Annotated in this window: 15 protein-coding genes; 2 read left to right on the plus strand and 13 right to left on the minus strand. The window is 37.4% G+C overall.

Going from position 1 to position 20,010, the window contains the following annotated elements:
• Positions 1–194: 194 nt before the first annotated feature.
• From DU508_RS18295 to sucD, 6 genes are all read right to left on the minus strand, one after another.
• The gene (locus DU508_RS18295; RefSeq protein WP_115404216.1) at positions 195–2,579 is read right to left on the minus strand and encodes a ribonucleoside-diphosphate reductase subunit alpha; all 2,385 of its coding nucleotides are present in this window, start codon (positions 2,577–2,579) and stop codon (positions 195–197) included.
• 198 nt (positions 2,580–2,777) lie between these two features.
• A complete protein-coding gene (locus DU508_RS18300; RefSeq protein WP_115404217.1) occupies positions 2,778–3,749 on the minus strand; it encodes a ribonucleoside-diphosphate reductase small subunit in 972 nt (323 codons plus the stop codon).
• A 451-nt stretch (positions 3,750–4,200) separates the two neighbouring features.
• Positions 4,201–4,581 carry a septal ring lytic transglycosylase RlpA family protein gene (locus tag DU508_RS18305; protein WP_115404218.1) on the minus strand — a complete coding sequence of 127 codons (381 nt, stop codon included), beginning with the start codon at positions 4,579–4,581 and terminating at the stop codon, positions 4,201–4,203.
• A 143-nt stretch (positions 4,582–4,724) separates the two neighbouring features.
• Positions 4,725–5,228: a methionine-R-sulfoxide reductase gene (locus DU508_RS18310; protein ID WP_199562743.1), complete on the minus strand. Its 504-nt coding sequence runs from the start codon at positions 5,226–5,228 to the stop codon at positions 4,725–4,727.
• 802 nt (positions 5,229–6,030) lie between these two features.
• Positions 6,031–6,423, minus strand: a complete 393-nt coding sequence (locus DU508_RS18315) for a GxxExxY protein (protein WP_115404296.1) — start codon at positions 6,421–6,423, stop codon at positions 6,031–6,033.
• Between the two features lie 648 nt (positions 6,424–7,071).
• The gene (gene sucD, locus DU508_RS18320; protein ID WP_010599460.1) at positions 7,072–7,944 is read right to left on the minus strand and encodes a succinate--CoA ligase subunit alpha; all 873 of its coding nucleotides are present in this window, start codon (positions 7,942–7,944) and stop codon (positions 7,072–7,074) included.
• Positions 7,945–8,234: 290 nt separating this feature from the next.
• Here sucD and DU508_RS18330 point away from each other — a divergent pair, with 290 nt between their 5' ends.
• Positions 8,235–8,795 carry a hypothetical protein gene (locus DU508_RS18330; RefSeq protein ID WP_115404220.1) on the plus strand — a complete coding sequence of 187 codons (561 nt, stop codon included), beginning with the start codon at positions 8,235–8,237 and terminating at the stop codon, positions 8,793–8,795.
• 47 nt (positions 8,796–8,842) lie between these two features.
• Entirely contained in the window at positions 8,843–9,274 is a 432-nt protein-coding gene (locus DU508_RS18335) for a cupin domain-containing protein (protein WP_115404221.1), read from the plus strand.
• Between the two features lie 78 nt (positions 9,275–9,352).
• On the opposite strand, the gene rlmF is transcribed toward DU508_RS18335, so the two are convergent.
• From rlmF to DU508_RS18370, 7 genes are all read right to left on the minus strand, one after another.
• Positions 9,353–10,324: a 23S rRNA (adenine(1618)-N(6))-methyltransferase RlmF gene (gene rlmF, locus DU508_RS18340; protein WP_115404222.1), complete on the minus strand. Its 972-nt coding sequence runs from the start codon at positions 10,322–10,324 to the stop codon at positions 9,353–9,355.
• A gap of 307 nt (positions 10,325–10,631) precedes the next feature.
• Positions 10,632–11,900, minus strand: coding sequence for a C4-dicarboxylate transporter DctA (gene dctA, locus DU508_RS18345; RefSeq protein WP_115404223.1), 1,269 nt, complete (start codon positions 11,898–11,900; stop codon positions 10,632–10,634).
• Positions 11,901–12,031: 131 nt separating this feature from the next.
• Complete coding sequence (locus tag DU508_RS18350; protein ID WP_115404224.1) at positions 12,032–12,874, minus strand: cyanophycinase; 843 nt, start codon at positions 12,872–12,874, stop codon at positions 12,032–12,034.
• 85 nt (positions 12,875–12,959) lie between these two features.
• The gene (locus DU508_RS18355; protein ID WP_115404225.1) at positions 12,960–13,985 is read right to left on the minus strand and encodes an isoaspartyl peptidase/L-asparaginase family protein; all 1,026 of its coding nucleotides are present in this window, start codon (positions 13,983–13,985) and stop codon (positions 12,960–12,962) included.
• A 6-nt stretch (positions 13,986–13,991) separates the two neighbouring features.
• Positions 13,992–15,089, minus strand: coding sequence for a cyanophycinase (locus DU508_RS18360; RefSeq protein ID WP_115404226.1), 1,098 nt, complete (start codon positions 15,087–15,089; stop codon positions 13,992–13,994).
• A 50-nt stretch (positions 15,090–15,139) separates the two neighbouring features.
• Positions 15,140–16,531, minus strand: a complete 1,392-nt coding sequence (locus tag DU508_RS18365) for a RagB/SusD family nutrient uptake outer membrane protein (RefSeq protein ID WP_115404227.1) — start codon at positions 16,529–16,531, stop codon at positions 15,140–15,142.
• An 11-nt stretch (positions 16,532–16,542) separates the two neighbouring features.
• Positions 16,543–19,764: a TonB-dependent receptor gene (locus DU508_RS18370; RefSeq protein ID WP_233509670.1), complete on the minus strand. Its 3,222-nt coding sequence runs from the start codon at positions 19,762–19,764 to the stop codon at positions 16,543–16,545.
• Between the last annotated feature and the right edge of the window lie 246 nt (positions 19,765–20,010).

The following is a 20,010-nucleotide window of genomic DNA, read 5'->3' on the forward strand; positions in this document are numbered from 1 at the left end:
CTAATGAACCATTGGCTAATGAACTATTGAACTAAAAAACAAAAGTAAGGACAAAAAATAAGGTTTTGAGCGTTTGCCCAAAACCTTATCTATTTTATTGCTTTATGATGAATGTTCATGGGTTCACTAGTCATTAGTTCATTTTGGTGTTTTGAAAACTAATGAACCAACTACAAATGAACTATTGAACCAATTTAACCTGAACAGCTAATGCAACCTTCTTCCATTGAACAAACTGGTCCGTCAACGATTTCTTCTGCAACCTGATCTGGTGTCATTTCAGCTGGAATAACTGCTTCAATGGCTTTACCGCCCTGGTTTTCTACAGTGAATTTAACCGCTTGCGATGCTGCTTGTGTACGCAAGTAATACATACCTGTTTTTAAACCTTTCTCCCATGCGTAGAAGTGCATTGAAGTTAATTTTGAAGTATTTGGTGCGTTTACAAACAAGTTTAATGACTGCGATTGGCAGATATATGCGCCGCGGTCTGCAGCCATATCGATGATGTTACGCATCTTAATCTCCCAAACGGTTTTATATAATTCTTTAATGTAGTCAGGGATTTCCGGAATGGCCTGGATTGAACCATTAGCCAATATGATTTTGTTTTTCATATCGTTATTCCATAAACCTAACGCCACTAAATCTTTCAATAAGTGTTTGTTTACCACCACAAACTCTCCGCTTAATACACGGCGGGTATAAATGTTTGAAGTATATGGCTCAAAACATTCATTGTTACCTAAAATTTGAGATGTAGATGCAGTTGGCATTGGCGCAACCAATAATGAGTTGTACACACCATCTTTAACTACTTTTTTGCGTAATGCGTTCCAGTCCCAACGGCCGCTATCTGGCGTTACATTCCATAAATCGAATTGGAATTTACCTTTCGATAATGGTGAACCTTTAAAAGTTTCGTAAGGGCCATGTTTTACTGCTAAATCATGAGATGCTGTCATCGATGCGAAATAAATCGTTTCGAAAATATCTTTGTTTAAACGCTTTGCCTCATCACTTTCGAAAGGTAAACGCAATAAGATAAAGGCATCGGCCAAACCTTGTACGCCTAAACCAACCGGCCTGTGGCGGCGGTTAGAATTTTCAGCTTCCTGAACCGGATAATAGTTATGATCGATGATTTTGTTCAGGTTTAAAGTAGCCTGATAAGTTACATCGTATAATTTCTGGTGGTCGAACTGACCATTAATTACGAAACGAGGTAATGCTAACGATGCTAAGTTACAAACCGCAACTTCATCTTTAGAGGTATACTCAATAATCTCAGTACATAAGTTAGAACTTTTAATGGTACCTAAATTTTGCTGATTAGATTTACTGTTCGCCGCATCTTTAAACAACATGTAAGGTGTACCCGTTTCAATCTGCGAATCTAAAATGGCAAACCAAAGTTCTTGCGCTTTGATGGTTTTACGTCCACGGCCTTCAGCTTCATATTTAGTATATAAATCTTCAAATTCCTTACCAAAGCAATCTGCTAAACCTGGTGCTTCGTGCGGGCAGAATAATGTCCAGTCGCCATTATCTTTAACGCGTTGCATAAACAAATCGTTAATCCAAAGCGCATAGAATAAATCACGGGCGCGCATTTCTTCTTTACCGTGGTTTTTACGCAGGTCTAAGAATTCGAAAACATCTGCATGCCAGGGCTCTAAATAGATTGCGAAGGCGCCTTTACGTTTACCTCCACCCTGGTCTACATAACGGGCAGTATCGTTAAATACACGTAACATCGGAATAATACCATTACTTGTACCATTTGTACCACCAATATATGAACCGGTTGCACGAATGTTATGGATGCTTAAACCAATACCACCTGCGCTTTGAGAAATTTTAGCAGTTTGTTTTAATGTATCATAAATACCTTCAATACTGTCATCCTGCATGGTTAACAAGAAACATGATGACATTTGAGGTTTTGGTGTAGCAGCATTGAATAATGTTGGTGTAGCGTGCGTAAACCAACGCTCGCTCATCAGGTTGTAAGTTTTGATTGCACTTTCGATATCTTCTTTATGAATCCCAACCGAAACACGCATAAATAAATGTTGAGGACGCTCAACAATTTTATTGTTAACTTTTAACAGATAAGATTTCTCTAAAGTTTTGAAACCGAAATAATCGAATCCGAAATCACGGTCGTAAATGATAGAACTGTCTAAAATCTCTGCATTTTTTTCAATAATCTCATAAACATCATCAGCAATAAGCGGAGCTGCTTTTTGTGCTTTCGGATCGAAATATTCGTACAACATTTTCATCGTACCCGAGAATGATTTTGTGGTGTTTTTATGCAAGTTAGAAACTGCAATACGCGATGCTAACAAAGCATAATCAGGGTGCTTTGTAGTTAATGATGCTGCTGTTTCTGCAGCAAGGTTATCCAGTTCTGATGTAGTTACACCATCATATAAACCCTCAATTACCTTTTTGGCAACATCAATTGGATCTACAAGATCTGAATTTAAACTATAGCACAGTTTTTGAATCCGGGCTGTGATTTTGTCAAATTGCACCGCTTCTTTGCGGCCATCTCTTTTTAGTACGAACATAATTTATGAGATTTAGAGCCCCTCCCAACCCTCCCCAAAAGGGAGGGCTTTTAAAGGCAAGTTTAGTATTTAGTAGCGAGTATCAGTATTAAGACTTAACCTTTCGCTTTTATATTTTTTTATAATATCAAGTAGTGAGTATCAGGTATCAAGATTAAAAACTATATCCCTTACGTCTTCTACCTTTAACCCTCAACCTTAAAAGTCTTCATCTAAAGAAAATGCCTGAGCTTTGTTATCAGCAGCTGTGAGCACACCACTTTTTTGATAATCGCCCACACGTTTCTCAAAGAAATTGGTTTTACCCTGCAATGAAATCATTTCCATAAAATCAAATGGATTGGTTGCATTGTAGATTTTTTTGTAACCTAATTCCTGTAACCATCTATCGGCTACAAATTCGATATACTGACTCATTAATTTTGCATTCATACCGATTAAAGCAACTGGTAATGCATCAGTAATAAATTCTTTTTCAATTTCTACCGCATCGCTAATGATAGAATGCACTTGTTCCTCGCTTAATTTATTACTTAACATGCTGTACAATAAGCAAGCGAATTCGCAGTGAGAACCTTCATCTCTGGAGATTAACTCGTTACTGAAAGTCAATCCAGGCATTAAACCACGTTTCTTTAACCAGAAGATAGAACAGAAACTTCCACTGAAGAAAATACCTTCAACCGCAGCAAAAGCAACTAAACGTTCTGCAAAAGTTCCGTTTTCAATCCAGCGTAAAGCCCATTCTGCTTTTCTTTTCACTGCCGGAACAGTATCAATTGCATGGAATAAACGGTCTTTTTCTTCAGGATCTTTAATATAAGTATCAATTAACAAAGCATAAGTTTCGGCGTGGATATTTTCCATCATAATCTGAAAACCATAGAAACAACGTGCTTCCGGTAATTGCACTTCACTCATAAAGTTTACAGCCAGATTTTCGTTAACAATGCCATCACTAGCAGAAAAGAAAGCAAGAATGTGAGAAATAAAATGTCTTTCCCCATCATTCAGATTATCCCAGTGTTTTTGGTCATCAGAAAGATCGATTTCTTCTGCTGTCCAGAAACTAGCTTCGGTCTTTTTATACATTTCCCAAATTGCCGGATACTTAATCGGCAAAAGCACAAACCTGTCTTTGTTTTCTTGTAGTAATAATTCCTGTTCCATAGCTGATACTTTAATGTTTTCAATTTAAACAGAGCCGACAAAACCACGCACCCATCAATTTTATATGATGATTGAAATGTTTTGTATTAAAACTCTAGTGAAAGTGCTAACCCCTGCGTTCGGCAAACAACTGAGTTTTTAGTTATGAAATTTAAATTTGTAATCAGAGAGATTTACCTATAAACTACTAAAAACTAAGCTTTTATATTTGTTTTCAAACACGAGAAGTTAAAGAACTTTGTTATAACAAATATATATACGGGGGGGCTTTTTTGTGAACCAAAGTTGTTAACACCCTACCTGTTTACTGGGGAAAAACCATCAGTTAAATATCATTTTCAAGGAAAAAAAAAGCTAATCGTTTCTTTTCAAGGGTTTAGCAAACCAAAATGAGTGTTAATAACTTAAATTTGAGGTGTATAACAACTGTGAAATAGAGCAAAAAGGAGTATTACTCAATGGTGTAACTTAAGTTGACTTTGGCAATGCCTTTTCTAAAGATACCGATCTCTTTTGCTGCACTTTCTGACAGATCAATAGCTAGTCTTTTTGAGAATGGGCCTCTATCGTTTACTTTGACAATAACTGATTTTCCATTATCTGGATTGGTTACTGTGATCATTGTTCCCATCGGTAATGTACGATGAGCGGCTGTGAATTTTTTAGCCCTGTATTTTGCGCCGCTTGTTGTTCGGCGACCTTCGAACTTTCTGTGATAATAAGTGGCAAGAACTGTTTTTTTGATGCTATCCGGCTCATTTGAGGAATCAGAATTTTGTGCTTTACCTTGTAAAAACAGGAAACAAAAACTTAATAACAGAAAATACTTCATAGGCTAAAATTTCTTTATCGAGCCTGCAAATATAAGCATTTAGTTTATAATCAGTAAATTGTGGAAAAACACTTTGATTTTCAGCAACAAAAAAGGCGTACAACTTTCGCTGTACGCCTCTACCTAACCCTACTATACCCACCTTATTTTTGATCAGGTACGAAATTCATAGAGATGGAATTTACACAGTGACGAGTGTCTTTATTGGTAAATCCTTCACCTAAAAATACGTGACCTAAGTGCGCCCCACAATTGGCGCAAACAATTTCTGTACGGGATCCGTCCGCATCCGGAATTCTTTTAACCGCACCTTTTATTTCATCATCAAAAGCCGGCCAACCGCAACGGGCATCAAACTTACTTTCCGATCGGTATAATGGTGCATCACAACGTTTACAGGTATATGTTCCTTTATCAGTGGTGTGTTCATATTTACCAGTACCAGGATATTCAGTACCTTTATTTACGATTACTCTTTCTTCTTCAGGTGTTAACGGATTCCAGTTCATTTTCTTTTTTGGTATAATATTTTCTGATTGCTGTGTCTGCTTTGTTTCTTTTTTATCTTGCTTTTGTGCACAAGCCGAAAGCGTAGTGATTAAAACAACAGTTGAGATCAAAAATAGTTTATTTAACATCGTTTTCATATATCAATATACGCTATAGATTTTATTTTGGTTTGCTGGTTTAAGGGTTTGGAATAGTGTTTACAATGGGATGATAAATGAGTTTGTAAATTAAATGTTTTTGCCACGGAAACACGGAATACACGGAAAATCATTTCAAAAACAATACATATTATGCACAAGCTTCAAACATGATGTGAGCATGATGGCACTCAAGAGACAAATTAACATTTGCCACGGAAGCACTGAATACACGGAAAATCATTTCAAAAACAACACATGACATGTTATACCCAAGAATCAAACACGCTTTGAGCATGACGGCACTTAAGGGACAAACTAACATTTGCCACGGAAACACGGAATACATGGAAAATCATTTCAAAAACAATACATGTTATACATAAGCTTCAAACACGATGTGAGATGATGGCACTCAAGGGACAAACTAACATTTACCACGGAAGCACTGAATACACGGAAAATCATTTCAAAAACAACACATGACATGCTATACCCAAGAATCAAACACGCTTTGAGCATGACGGCACTTAAGGGACAAACTAACATTTGCCACGGAATACACGGAAAATCATTTCAAAAACAATATATGACATGTTATACCCAAGAATCAAACACGCTTTGAGCATGACGGCACTTAAGGGACAAACTAACATTTACCACGGAAGCACTGAATACACAGAAAAATTATTTTAAAAACAATACATGTTATGCACAAGCTTCAAACACGATGTGAGATGATGGCACTCAAGGGACAAACTAACATTTACCACGGAAGCACTGAATACACAGAAAAATTATTTTAAAAAACAACACGCCTTATTTCTAAGGTTGGTTTCCCAAAGTTTAAAACTAAACCAACTCTGCAATCTGAGCATTTTAAATAATTAATCGTTTGAGCCAGATCTTCATTTGCTATTCCACTTTTAGCCTTGATTTCCAATATAACAGTATCAAAAATTATAAAGTCGGCATAAAAGCTATGTGGTAATAAAACATCTTTATAGTAAACAGAATAGCGCTTTTCTCTTTCATAAAAGTAGCCTCTGCCATCCATTTCTATGCAAAGTGCATCTTTATAAACAATCTCTAAAAAGCCAGCGCCCAGATTCCTGTGAACCTCAATTGCCGCATTGATAATTAAATCTGTTTCATTTTTATAGGGACGATTATCTGAGTTAACATGATAATCCATAATTAATATTTTAACTAAAATAATTATAATTTCAATATTTTTCTCCTTTTTCTTTTCCGTGCGTTCTGTGTTTCCGTGGCAAGTCTTTAAAACGAAAAAGCGCCTCGAAATTAATCGAAACGCTTTCATTTATGTAAATGCCTAATGCTTTACCATCAGTGGCAACTTTATGTTTCTATCCATTGAGCATAATTCCTTTCTTCTAAGAGGAACAGCAATTATTTGTCAAACCACTAACTTAAATAGGGAGAGTTAAAAATCAGACACATAAACCTCTCCCTGACAAAGTTTGTAAGTTATGCTCTTTTCTGCAAGTCCCTCTCCTTAAAGAGAGGGAAACAAAGTTGGTGGTTTAAACCTAAGTTAGACTATATGTCCAGGCATCTTTTTTAGCGTTTGTTATGAATTGTCGTTACCCTGAATTTATTTTAAGGTCTGTAGCTGAAATAATCTCAATGGGGTTTACTTGCCAAAGAAGAGTGACGGTAATTATTTACCAAACTACTCTCTTTGTTGGGAAAAGATAATTTTTTCTTTGTGTTCTTTGCGTATCTGGAGCCATAATAGTCTTAGCGTTTCTTTGCGGTTAAACGAAAAAAGCGCCTCGAAATTAATCGAAGCGCTTTCATTTATGTAAATTTTAAAATCTTACTTTGCTAATTCTTCTGCCATTGCAGCGCCAATTTCAGCAGGACTTTCTACTACACGGATACCACACTCAGCCATAATTTTCATTTTAGCAGCTGCAGTATCATCAGCACCACCAACGATAGCGCCAGCGTGGCCCATTCTACGTCCCGGAGGCGCAGTTTGACCAGCGATGAAACCTACTACAGGTTTAGTACCGTTTTCTTTAATCCAACGAGCAGCCTCAGCTTCCATTCCACCACCAATTTCACCAATCATGATGATCCCGTGAGTTTCAGGGTCGTTCATTAATAATTTAACGGCTTCAACAGTTGGTGTACCAATAATCGGGTCACCACCAATACCAATAGCTGTTGTGATACCTAAACCAGCTTTAACAACCTGGTCAACCGCTTCGTAAGTTAAAGTTCCAGATTTAGAAACCACACCAACGTTACCTTTTTTGAAGATAAAACCTGGCATGATCCCAATTTTAGCTTCATCAGCAGTAATAATACCCGGGCAGTTCGGACCAATTAAAGTAACATCACGATCCGAAATATATTCTTTAACCTGAATCATATCCTTAGTCGGGATACCTTCAGTAATACAAACAATCACTTTAATACCACCTTCTGCGGCTTCCATAATGGCATCAGCAGCAAAAGCCGGTGGAACAAAAATGATCGATACATTTGCTCCCGTTTTATCAACGGCATCTTTAACAGTATTAAAAACAGGCTTATCTAAATGCAATTGCCCACCTTTGCCAGGCGTTACACCACCAACTACGTTTGTACCATAGGCCAGCATCTGCTCAGCATGGTAAGTTCCTTCGTTTCCGGTAAAACCCTGAACGATAACCTTAGAATCTTTATTTACTAAAACGCTCATGTATCAATTTTTTTTGTGCAAAGCTAATATTATTGACTGGAAAGTCAAACCGAAAAGCATATTATTTACCCCATTTTTTCAGGGAAATGTAAGGAATTGGTTTATGGCTACTTCAGCCCCGCTTTCACTTCAATCTTTAATTTATAGAGTTGACAACTTTCTTTCAGTTCGCTATTAAAGTTGTCAACTCTTAAAACAAATCAAGCACATCAAAGCAAATAATTTGCATTTACAAGCATTTATCCCCATATTAGAATGAAATGCTGTTTAACAATTAACCACATTTAATCATGAAAAAATTTCTATTTCTACTATTATTATCTGGACAAATAGGATTTGCTCAAACTAATCTACAAGCTCTTAAAGAAGAAAACAATAAATTAAAAAGTCAAAATCAAACTTTACAAGATGAACTGACCACATTAAAGAAACAAAATGATTATTTTAGAGAAACTTTAAAAATATTTGAGGAGAAAATAAAAACCATTTCCAATTCAAAAATTGACTGTACCATGCTCAGTTGTGAGGGCAATAAACAGGATCAGACGGTTAAACTACAATTTTTGCTTACCAACAATGATATAAAGAAGAATCTTTTGTTTTCGCCAGACAGCTACGGAAAAGCAATTGATTTACAAGGCAATACGTTAAAAGCAAATAACATAATTTTCGGACCGAATAAATACGCTGCCGACTTAGAAACAGATATACCAACTAAACTAACCATTGTATTTCCTGGCATTCTTCCTTCAACAGCTTTATTAAAAATGATTGAGCTGAAATGCACAACAACAAATGATTTCAAAAACCTAAACTTTGTTTTTAAAGATATTTCGATTATTTGGAAGTAAAATTTAAAGACAAAACACCAGTTTTACATAGACTTTAAAACCTTTGCATGAAATATTACTTTCTATTTGCAGTATTTTTATTTTCAGTTGTTGGTTTCTCAACCTTATCTGCAAACGCACAACAAACTGATACCACTAAATACATCCTTCAAAACGATACAGAAGTAGCAAAAACAGAACCTGGAACACATCATGGCAGTGGCGAAACCATTGGCTATAACTTCTTCGGCGATGTTAAGAATCTTAAAACAATTTTTCGGAAAAGGATTTTAAAATCAGGTTCATCCATCGGTTATCACTTACAAAAAGAAGATGAAATTTATTATGTGATCAGCGGAAACGGAATAATGCAAATGAATGACAAAACTTTTCCGGTAAAACCCGGAGATGCCATTTTAACCCGCCCCGGAAGCTCGCATGGCATTGCACCAAATAAGGATAATGATTTGGTCATTTTAATTGTTTATGAGAAGAAATAATAAAAAAGCCAGACAAACTTTAGTTCATCCGGCTTTGCTTATACTTTACTCGTTCGCCAGTGACTAAAGACTCCGAACTCAAGACTTATTCCATCCCTTTGCCCACTCCGCCTGCGCATCATCATCCTGGAAAGTCCAGGCTACAAAACGACTTATTTTTTGGCCCTGACTCATTTGAACCGTGCGAACTTCGAAAGCATTTGCATTAACCAAAGCACTATAAATACTCTTTAAATTTGCGCTTTTCGAAACCAAAGAGGTAAACCATAAAACCTGGTTTTTAATTTGTGCACTCTGAATAATCATCTGCTCTACAAAAGCACGCTCGCCACCTGGGCACCAAAGTTCAGCTTTGTTTCCACCGAAGTTTAAAACATGTTTTACTTCTTTTTCATTGCCTCCCAAATTACGCCATTTCTGTCGGGTGCCTTGTTCTGCCTCTTTTAAAGATGCATGGAACGGCGGATTACAAACAACAGCATCAAAACGCTCTTTAGCACCAACAATACCTCTAAAAATACCCATTTTTGAAGATTGCTGACGAATTTCAATAGCGCCCTGCAAAGGTTTGTTTGCATCAATAATACGCTTAGCAGAATCAACAGAAAGTGGGTCAATTTCAGAACCAACAAAGTTCCAACCATATTCCTGATGGCCAATAATCGGATAAATGCAATTTGCTCCAACACCAATATCAAGCACGTTCACGTTAGCACCTTTAGGTATTTTACCTTTAGCACTTGAGCCTAAAAGATCGGCAACATAATGGATATAATCTGCCCTGCCCGGAATAGGCGGACAAAGAAAATCTTTAGGAATATCCCACTGAGAAATGTTATAAAAATATTTTAACAATGCCCTGTTAAGCGCTTTAACTGCACTTTGATCGGCAAAATCAATTGAATCATCATTGTGTTCGTTTTTGAAAACATAACGTTTTAATTCTTTTGATGCAGCGGTAAGTTGTTTGAAATTGTAACGCGAACGGTGTTTGTTGCGCGCATGTAACTCGCTTTTTTCTTTGCGGTTATTTTGTTCTTGTTGGGCCAATGTGATCTGGATTAATTAAACAAGCTGTGTGCATGTTTCTGCTACAAAGGTAGTTTAAATAGTTTGGAGTTGTGAGTTTTTAGTTATGAGTAACCTAACAATTAAAATTATTGCCTATTATATTCAAAAGTCTTAGCGAGACGCTAAGACCAGGATTGTGTTTTTAGTTGTGAGTAACCTAACAATTAAAATTACTGCCTATTATATTCAAAAGTCTTAGCGAGACGCTAAGACCAGGTTTGTTGGATTAGGTATTGGAAGCTTAAGAATGGGCATCCAAAACTCCAAGCCAAAAACTCCAAACTCACTACTCTTCCTCATTCTTTTCTATTGCCGCAGGCTGAATGGCCTTTAAATACTTAGCTTCATCAAATTGATTTTCGCTTTTAGCAATTACAATGGTAGCTATGCCATTTCCAATTACATTAGTAATGGCCCTGGCTTCGCTCATAAAGCGATCAACACCAATCAATATGGAAATATGCTCAATCGGCATAATTTTAAGTGCGGTTAATGTAGAAACCAATACAATAAAACCGCTTCCGGTAACACCCGCAGCACCTTTTGAAGTTACCATGAGCACGCCCAAAATAGTAATTTGCTGGCCAATGGATAAATCGACATGGAAAACCTGACATAGAAATATCACGGCCATCGCCAGGTAAATCGCGGTTCCATCCAGGTTAAAAGAATAACCCGTGGGAATAACCAGTCCAACCACTGATTTATCACAACCAATGGCTTCCATCTTTTGCATCATACTTGGCAGTGCAGACTCTGATGAAGAGGTTCCCAACACAATTAAAATCTCCTGACGGATATATTTTAAGTACTGCCATAAACTAAATTTATAGTATCGGCATATTCCATTCAGAATTACAAAAATAAACAAGAAACAGGTCAGGTAAACAGAACCCATTAATTTGGCCATCCCGAAAACACTTTGTAATCCATGCGTCCCGATGCTGAAAGCCATTCCGCCGAAGGCTCCAATTGGGGCTAAACGCATAATTATTTTCATGATTTTAAACAATACTTTTGAGATTTTATCAAAAGCATTTAAAACAGAAGTACCTTCTCCTCCAAGTTTATTAAGCCCATACCCGAAAAGAATTGCAAATAATAATATCTGTAAGATATTGCCTTCTGCAAAAGCGGCAATCACATTATGCGGGATGATGTGCAAGAAAAATTCTGCCCAATTCATATCTTTTGCCTGCTCTGCATAGCCAGCAATTTTTGTTGTATCGCCTGTTTTTGCCACCATCCCTGCTCCGGGTTTAAGCACATTGGCAACCAGCAATCCAACTGCAATGGCAACAGTACTTACAATTTCGAAATATAATAAAGCCTTTCCGCCAACTCTGCCTACTTTTTTCATATCGCCCATGTGGGCGATGCCCAAAACAATGGTAAAGAAAATAATGGGCGCAATAAGCATACTGATCAGGTTAATAAAACCCTGACTGATTAATTTGGCCGTTGGCGCAAAACCTGGAAAATACGCGCCAACTATAATGCCTATAGTAATGGCCACCAAGACCTGGAATGTTAAATTGGAAAGAATTGACTTCATTTATTGTTTTCGAAAATGAAATATAGAATAATTTTTCTTTTGCTTAAAATTTATAAGAATGAGGAATTTCGATTTAAAGCAAAAGGCGTGCTCTGATTGCTCAAAACACGCCTTTTCATACCAAGGTTAAATTATGGCTTAATATCAATCACATCTCCGGCAGTAAAAATTCCGAATTCAGCCTGATTGAATTTCAATAAACCTTTATCTGTTTTCTTAAGTTCTTTTGGATTGGCCATACGAATAACCTGACTATCACCTGCTACAGTTGCTTTGTTGCCATGAACAATAATAGCAGTACTCTCATCAATCCCAACACAAACCAAATCAGGATGGGCCGCCAAAGCAGAAATCAATCTGTTATAGCGGTTACGTTTTAAAAAATGTTGATCGATAATGGTGTTTTCCAGCAGCCCCATGCCTGGAGAAAAATCCACGTTTTTATCCCATAGTTTATTAAAAGTCTCTGTGTAAGCGGTATCGAGCAACTGCTTTCCGGTAATCATATATTTACTCATTACTGCTGCACCAGCGCTTGTTCCGGCGATGGTTGAACCATTTTGATAAGCTTTATGGATTGCCGCATAAACCGGTGTATTTAACACCACTTTCATAAAACGGCTTTGATCACCGCCCAAAATGTAAATCAATTTTGCACCAGCTAAAGAATCAATCCATTTTTTATCATTTACATCATGTTTGGCAAAATTGAAATTTCTGATCGTTCTGTTATCCAGCTTTTTCAATTGAGCAGAAATACTTTTAAAACCAGAATCGGGAATCTCACTGGCCATTGGTAAAATGATAATATAGTCATTGGCTTTCAAAGCAGCAGTATTCAGCATTTCTTTCATTAAGGCATCAGAACGATTTCCTCCGCCAATAATAAACAAATTGCCCTTTGCAGCTTTACTTTGTGCATTTAACATCAAAGCTATTCCAAGAAAAATGGTTAGCAGAAATAGTTTTTTCATCTATTTAGTTCGTTTTCATTTGTAGTGAAGCAATCATGACTTTAGTTTCTTTTAAGAATTTAGTCAAATCATGATGGTTTCATTATTATTTATAAATGCTCACTTCAATTTTACCATCAGCCGTAATTGCGCCTCTATACATGCCTTCAGTATTAAAAGGCATAGCTATATTACCTTTCTTATCCAGAGCGATTAAGCCGCCATCACCGCCCATTTTACCTACTTTTTCCAATGCAATTTTTGAGGCTTCGTTAACCGATAATCCTTTATACTCCATTAAATCGGAAATGGTTTTTGCCACCACATTACGAATATAAAATTCGCCCCAACCTGTACAGGAAATAGCAGCTGTTTCATTATTGCAGTAGGTTCCGGCACCAATAATCGGTGCATCGCCCACACGGCCATATTTTTTATTTGTCATTCCACCGGTTGAAGTTCCCGCAGCCAGGTTACCTGCCTTATCTAATGCCACACACCCTACTGTACCAAATTTGTAATCGTGGTTTTTACTTCCCAATAACTCTGATTTTTTACTTCCGTGATCGAGAACAGCCCTGGTAGAATCTTCCTTAATGGCATTCAGTAAACCATCCCAACGCTCTTTAGTCCAGAAATATTTTGGATCTACAATTTCCAAACCTACTTCTTTGGCGAACTGATCTGCACCCGCGCCAACCATCATCACATGTTCAGATTTTTCCATTACTGCTCTTGCGGCTGAAATTGGATTTTTGATCGTAGTTACTCCGGCAACAGATCCTGCCATTAAAGTTTTTCCATCCATAATGGCGGCGTCCAGTTCGTTTCTACCATCATGCGTAAAAACAGCACCCTTACCCGCATTAAAATGAGGGTCGTTTTCCAAAACGTGAATGGTTGCCTCAACAGCATCAAGACTTGATTTACCGGCTTTAATTTCTGCATAACCTGCGTTCAACGCTTTTGTTAATGCAGCAATGTATGCGGCTTCCTTTTCAGGAGTCATATTTTTCTTCAGAATGGTACCCGCACCGCCGTGAATAACCATTACATATTTTTTCTGTTGCGCAGAAACGTTTAATGCCAGTACTGAAAGAAACAGCACTGCAAATAATCTTAATGATTTCATATTCTTTTATTGATCTTTTTTATTTAACACTCCATTATCAATCCACCACCAATACCATTTTCCACCGGTAGCTTCACTGGCCTTAAAGTTAGCAACATTAAAGTTTCCACCACCATTTACCGATGCAGGAATTTCGTAAACTGAAACTGCTTTTTCGCCATTGTTCCAGATTGTTTTTTTATAGGGCTCCATTTGCTCTGGCTGTTTACCTGCATCAGAAATAATGAAATAGGCATAACTGTATGGTCTTGTGACAGCGTAATCACCAAAAACCTGTGCCTTTCCATCGTTGTCAATACAAACAGCTGTTCTTTCATCTGCTGCAATACATTTTGCCGGTACTTTCCAATCTTTGTTGATTCTACCTAGAAACACCACAGATCTTCCTTCCCGATCGCGGGTTAAATAATGCTGATCGGTAATTACATTTTGCAAATACGGTGCTTTTAGGAAATCATTGTTGTAAAGTGTAACGTTAGTATCATAAGGATTTGCAAGCGCTTGAGCCGAAGTTAATCCGCCGGTTTCGCCGCTATAATAAAAACCACCCAAAATGGCACACCCAGCACTCGTGCCACCAACAGGAGCCTTTTTATCATTTAAAAGATAATTTAAAGCTTGCTCAGTTTTCGTTCCTTTCCAGTATTTCATGTAATCAGATTGATCACCCCCGGCAATAAAAACCATTTCAGCATTGCGGATAATGTAGGCCACGGTATCATTATTAGCCAATTCTTTAGTATTGATTAACAAGGTTTCCACAGAGTTCACGCTACCTAACCCATTCACGTAAGGGTTATAGGCATCAGTGCCGGTAGCGCGTAAAATCACAACATCACCACCTCCACTTCTCTCAATCATCCATTTAAACGCGGCATCAACATCGGTACCACCACCCATTAAAACCATACCTCCATTGGTAGCCTTAACAACATTACTGCTATCACCAACAATTCCTATTGATGCAGGGCGTTTTTTTGCTACCGGAGTTGTTGGGGGAATTGTGCCACCGTCCCCTGTACCCGGGGTTGGATTATCTGATTTTCCACACCCTAAAGAAGATATGCAAAATGCCATCAATAAAACGATAAGTAATTGTTTCATAAGTTGATTTTAATATTCTGGCGAAAAAAATATCCGCCAGAATATAATTCCTAGTAACCAGGATTTTGAACTGTATTTTTATTCACTGAAATTTCTGATGCCGGAATTGGAAATGAATATTGAGCTTGTGTTGGTAACAAAGTTACTGCACCTGATGCATTTACGGCATCAGCAGCTAATCTGGCAACAGGTAATGATCTTCTTTTTAAATCAAAGAAACGGTGCCCCTCAAAAGCCAATTCCTTATACCTTTCTTCCATTATTGCGGCAATTAAAGTTGCTTTATCTGCAAAAGTTGCATTAACATAAGCATTAATGCGAGCCGCTCGTAAAGCATTCAGATCTCCTGCAGCATCACCGGTAGATTCTGCTCTGGCTTCTGCTCTAATTAAATACATTTCTCCGGTACGAAATAATTTAATATCTGTTAAACCCGGAGCGGTTGAGGTACCGCCAATGTATTTATTAACCAAATACTGCGATTTCGGAGCAACGCGAGTGGCATCATATTTAATATAAGCTGGAAAACGAATATCATTTATCTGATCAAAAGATGCAATTAATTTAAAGGCAGGAGCATAAAGTACAATACCTCCAGTTTGACGATAATAAAAATCTCCCAATCTGGAGTCGGTTGTACCTACACGTTTAGCTTTCCAAATTACTTCGCTGTCATTAGCATCAGTCCACAAACCTGGGAACTGTGCTTTAGTAGCCAAAGGAAAAGCATCTATAGCTTCTGTAGAGTAAGTAATGGCTTCTCCCCAATTTTTCTCATACAATGCAACACGCGCCTGAATAGCTGAAACACCAGCTTTGGTAATACGTGTTTTATCGGTAAAGGTTGTTGGGATTAACGGTTTTGCAGCTACTAAATCGACCTTTACATTCGCAATAACCACTTCGAAATTATCTCTTGATGGGTAACTAATTTTAGATTCATGCATATATGGCACTCCCAAAGCACCAGTTTGATACGATGCAGCATAATTGCGTAAAAGCTCGAAATGAAAATAGGCACGCAAAGCTAATAATTCACCACGGTAACGGGCACCCAAGGTAACATCTGCGCCTGTTAAAGTTAACGCATCTAAACCTGCGATGGTTCTGTTTATGCGATCAATAGCAACATAAAAGGTTCCATATTGTGAAGTTACCGAGCCACTTCCAGCTGTATATAACCATCTAAAAGCATCACTGTTTCCAACCGTATTTTCTGTAGGAAACGTGGCTTCATCAGAAACTGTCGACACAACGCCGATAGTTCCACCATCCAGCAGCGCATAAACACCCAAAATGCCTAAATTTATGTCGCTTATATTCCTATATGCTTTATCTGGCGAAATTGTATCCGTTGGCACCAAATCTAACTTTGTACAAGATGCGGTAATAAACAATAACGAGAATATAAGTATGTATTTTTGATATATTTTATTAATCATTGCTGTAATTATTAAAAGTTAACATTTAAACCAGCGGTATAAGTTCTGGTGTTTGGATATTGAAAACGACCATAAACGGCGTTATTTTCTGGATCTAATCCTCTCCATTTCGTCCAGGTAAATAAATTTTGCCCTTGAACAAAGATTTTTACTCCCTTAATGATCCGCGTTTTTTCCAAGATGGTTTTTGGAATAGAATAACCAATAGTCAGGTTTCTCAATCTTAAGAAAGATGCATCCTGAATATCTTTTGAAGTAAAGTTTCTTGGAATATCAAACCTTTGAAGAATAGCATCATTACCTGTATCGCCAGCAACCTGCCATCTGTTCTCCAACATTCTTACTGTTTGGTTACTGGTTGCATAACGCTGGTTTTCATTGTAGAAATCTTCGTTGTTCCAACGCATCACATTTGATACAAATGAGAATAATGCAGAAGCCGTAATGCCTTTATAACTTAATGAAGTGTTAAAGCCTCCTGTAAATGTTGGATATAAGCCTCCTGAGTTGGTTGTGCTTTGAGTATTCACATTATAATTTGTGGTAATAGATCCATCAAGATTATAATATTGAGCCTCTCCAGTTTGTGGATTTACACCTGCCCAATCTGGAGCATAATAAGTTCCGTAAGGTAAACCTACTTTTAAAATACGGGTATCACCGTCAGGATATGAATCCACCAAATCAGTAACATGCAGAATTTTATTCTTGTTGTAACCTGCATTAACCCCTAATGTCCAGATAAAATCTTTAGATCTGATCACATCTCCGCTTACCTCAAACTCCACACCTCTATTTCTCATTATACCAGCACTCAAGTTTAATTCACTAAAACCAGATGTTGCAGATAATGGTTGATTGATAAACATGTTGGTTGTTTTTCTATTATAGTAATCAACAGTTACACGCAATCTGTTTTTGAACATTGCTAAATCGAACCCGGTGTTAAATTCCTTTACGTATTCCCAGTCAAATTCAGCATTTCCAGGGGTTGTTGCTCTTATTGCAGCTACACCACCATAAGAAGTATTCACAGCATAGGTTGGTAAGTATAAGAAATCACCACCAAATGGACTTGCGGTGATACCGTAACTACTGCGGATTCTTAAATCAGAAATCAAATCAGATGATTTTAAGAATTCTTCAGCCTTAGCATTCCAATTGGCACCAACCGAATAGAAACCATGCCATTTGTTTTTCGGCGCTACTCTTGTCGAGCCATCATAACGGTAACTTCCTGTTAAGGTATATTTCTCATCATAAGTGTATCTGGCAACCCCCATGAATGATGCTAGTGCATTTTTGGTTTTACCGCCCGTTGTAGATGGTAAAAATGTTGCACTGCCGTTTGTTGCCCCTGCTGGTGTCTCCGGTAAACGCCCATCAATACCATAAGCGCTAAAGCCGAATGAGTTATAGTTGTTGTAAACATACTCATAGAAAGCTGAAGCTTCAAAATCATGAACTTCATTAAACTTCTTGGCATAAGTTAAGCCCGTAGTGGAAATGATGTTGAAATTTCTTCTGCTTGCATCGGTTAAACGCCCTTTGCCACCTAAGGTATTGGCCACACTTCTTGATCCATAATAAGAATCAGGATTGATAAATACCTGATCTGTTGATTGTCTGTAATCAATACCTGCTCTCGTTGTGATTTTTAATTCAGGCAAAATTTGATATGCAAATGATGTACTGATAATAGATTTTAACTGATCTGTTTTATCTGATGAATTTAGTAAACGCTCTAACGCCTGACTTCCCTCTCTTTGATCTAAAATAAAATATGAAGATCTATTTCCAGGATGTACCAAAGTTCCATCAGATGCATAGGGTTTTTCGTAGGGCAGAGCATAGTAAACGGCCGACATAGCAGTTCCCACACTTGTAGAACCCTCTCCTTCGGTAAAGCTAGATTGAGAATATCCTAATGAAAGGTTAACACTTCCGCTAAATTTATCATCCTTAAAATCCAAATTACTTCTTAGTGAGTAACGATCTAAGCCGGTACGTTTTGCTACGCCTTCCTGGCTGTAATAATTTAATGAGTTATAGAAACGTAAATTTTCATTACCTCCGCTAATGCTCACTTGTTGCTCCTGAAATTTACCTCTCTGAAAGAAAATATCTCTCCAGTCGGTATTTATTTGTCTTAAACTATCCAAAATAAAATCAGCACGGGCACGAGTTGCTGCTGTTCCTGTAGCGTAAGTTGGATTTTTTGGAGAATAAGTCCATCCTGGTCCAATGTTACGACCAAAGCTTGCTCCAATTTCTTCTTCAAACTGCAAACGTTGTTGTGTGTTCATCATTTCAAAATTTGGCCTGCTTAAATTAGAGAAACCATATTGAGAAGTATAATTCACGGCCAATTTACCTGCTCTACCTTTTTTGGTTGTCAATACAATCACACCATTCGAACCCCTTGATCCATAAAGCGCTTTTGCTGACGCATCTTTTAAAACCGTTGCCGATTCAATATCTTCAGGATTGATGGTTTGAAAATAACCTGCTTCAATTGGCACACCATCTAAAACAAAAAGTGGTGCAGAAGAACCATTTATACTACCAATACCACGAATCACAACAGCGGCACTTTGCCCGGGTTGCCCTGATGTAGAGATTACACTCATCCCCGGAACACGACCTTGTAGAATCTGATCAACAGTTAAGCCAGGAACATCATTTATTTTATCAGCAGTTACTAATGAAGTTGCATTAGCCGATTGCGCTTTAGTATAATTGGTATAGCCTGTAACCACCACATCGCTCAAACTCCCTGTGGCTGGGGTTAATTTAACTGAACCTAATTGTGCTTTAGCAATTACTTCTTTATCTGCATAACCAATATAAGAAATAACCAATACTGCATTTTCATCCACATTTCTGATCATGAAATTTCCGTTACCATCTGTTACGTAAATTGCCGATTGGCCTTTAACACGTACTGAAGCACCCGGCATTGGATTTCCGTTTTCATCTACGATTTTACCCGTAACATCAATGGCTTTTACGCTTTCACCAATGTTTGCTTTAGGAAATATTAAAATGGTATTTTCTTTAATTTCCCAACCGAAGGGTTGTGATTTTAAAGCTTGTGTTAACACATCGGCAAGCTCTGCATTTTTTAAATCGATGGTTACCGGTTTAGATTTTTGCTGAACTATATCTGTATCATATAGAAAGAAATAACCCGTTTGGCGTTTAATTTCTTTTAAAACACGCACTAAAGGCATGTTTTTTTGGCTAATATTTATGCGTTGTGAAAATGCATTGGCACTTACCTAGACGCATAAAACAGTCATTAAAAAAATAAAAAGTTTCATAGCCCTAATAAATTGTTGGTTTAGATAATTTGCAGTAAAGCGCATTGGTTTATTCGCCGCGGGATGACTACTTCGAGTGTAAAAGTTCATACATTCAGTTTGGTTTAAAGTTTAATTGATTAGTTTTTGTGTTCTCTGGTTTTGATGCTATTTCAT

It is taken from the genome of Pedobacter chinensis, assembly GCF_003339865.1.
GTDB lineage: Bacteria > Bacteroidota > Bacteroidia > Sphingobacteriales > Sphingobacteriaceae > Pedobacter > Pedobacter chinensis.

Coding starts and splice junctions, on each gene's coding strand:
- DU508_RS18295 (WP_115404216.1), bottom strand. CDS start 2,579: ATGTTCGTACTAAAAAGAGATGGCCGCAAAGAAGCGGTGCAATTTGAC.
- DU508_RS18300 (WP_115404217.1), bottom strand. CDS start 3,749: ATGGAACAGGAATTATTACTACAAGAAAACAAAGACAGGTTTGTGCTT.
- DU508_RS18305 (WP_115404218.1), bottom strand. CDS start 4,581: ATGAAGTATTTTCTGTTATTAAGTTTTTGTTTCCTGTTTTTACAAGGT.
- DU508_RS18310 (WP_199562743.1), bottom strand. CDS start 5,228: ATGAAAACGATGTTAAATAAACTATTTTTGATCTCAACTGTTGTTTTA.
- DU508_RS18315 (WP_115404296.1), bottom strand. CDS start 6,423: ATGGATTATCATGTTAACTCAGATAATCGTCCCTATAAAAATGAAACA.
- sucD (WP_010599460.1), bottom strand. CDS start 7,944: ATGAGCGTTTTAGTAAATAAAGATTCTAAGGTTATCGTTCAGGGTTTT.
- DU508_RS18330 (WP_115404220.1), top strand. CDS start 8,235: ATGAAAAAATTTCTATTTCTACTATTATTATCTGGACAAATAGGATTT.
- DU508_RS18335 (WP_115404221.1), top strand. CDS start 8,843: ATGAAATATTACTTTCTATTTGCAGTATTTTTATTTTCAGTTGTTGGT.
- dctA (WP_115404223.1), bottom strand. CDS start 11,900: ATGAAGTCAATTCTTTCCAATTTAACATTCCAGGTCTTGGTGGCCATT.
- DU508_RS18350 (WP_115404224.1), bottom strand. CDS start 12,874: ATGAAAAAACTATTTCTGCTAACCATTTTTCTTGGAATAGCTTTGATG.
- DU508_RS18355 (WP_115404225.1), bottom strand. CDS start 13,985: ATGAAATCATTAAGATTATTTGCAGTGCTGTTTCTTTCAGTACTGGCA.
- DU508_RS18360 (WP_115404226.1), bottom strand. CDS start 15,089: ATGAAACAATTACTTATCGTTTTATTGATGGCATTTTGCATATCTTCT.
- DU508_RS18365 (WP_115404227.1), bottom strand. CDS start 16,531: ATGATTAATAAAATATATCAAAAATACATACTTATATTCTCGTTATTG.
- DU508_RS18370 (WP_233509670.1), bottom strand. CDS start 19,764: ATGCCTTTAGTGCGTGTTTTAAAAGAAATTAAACGCCAAACGGGTTAT.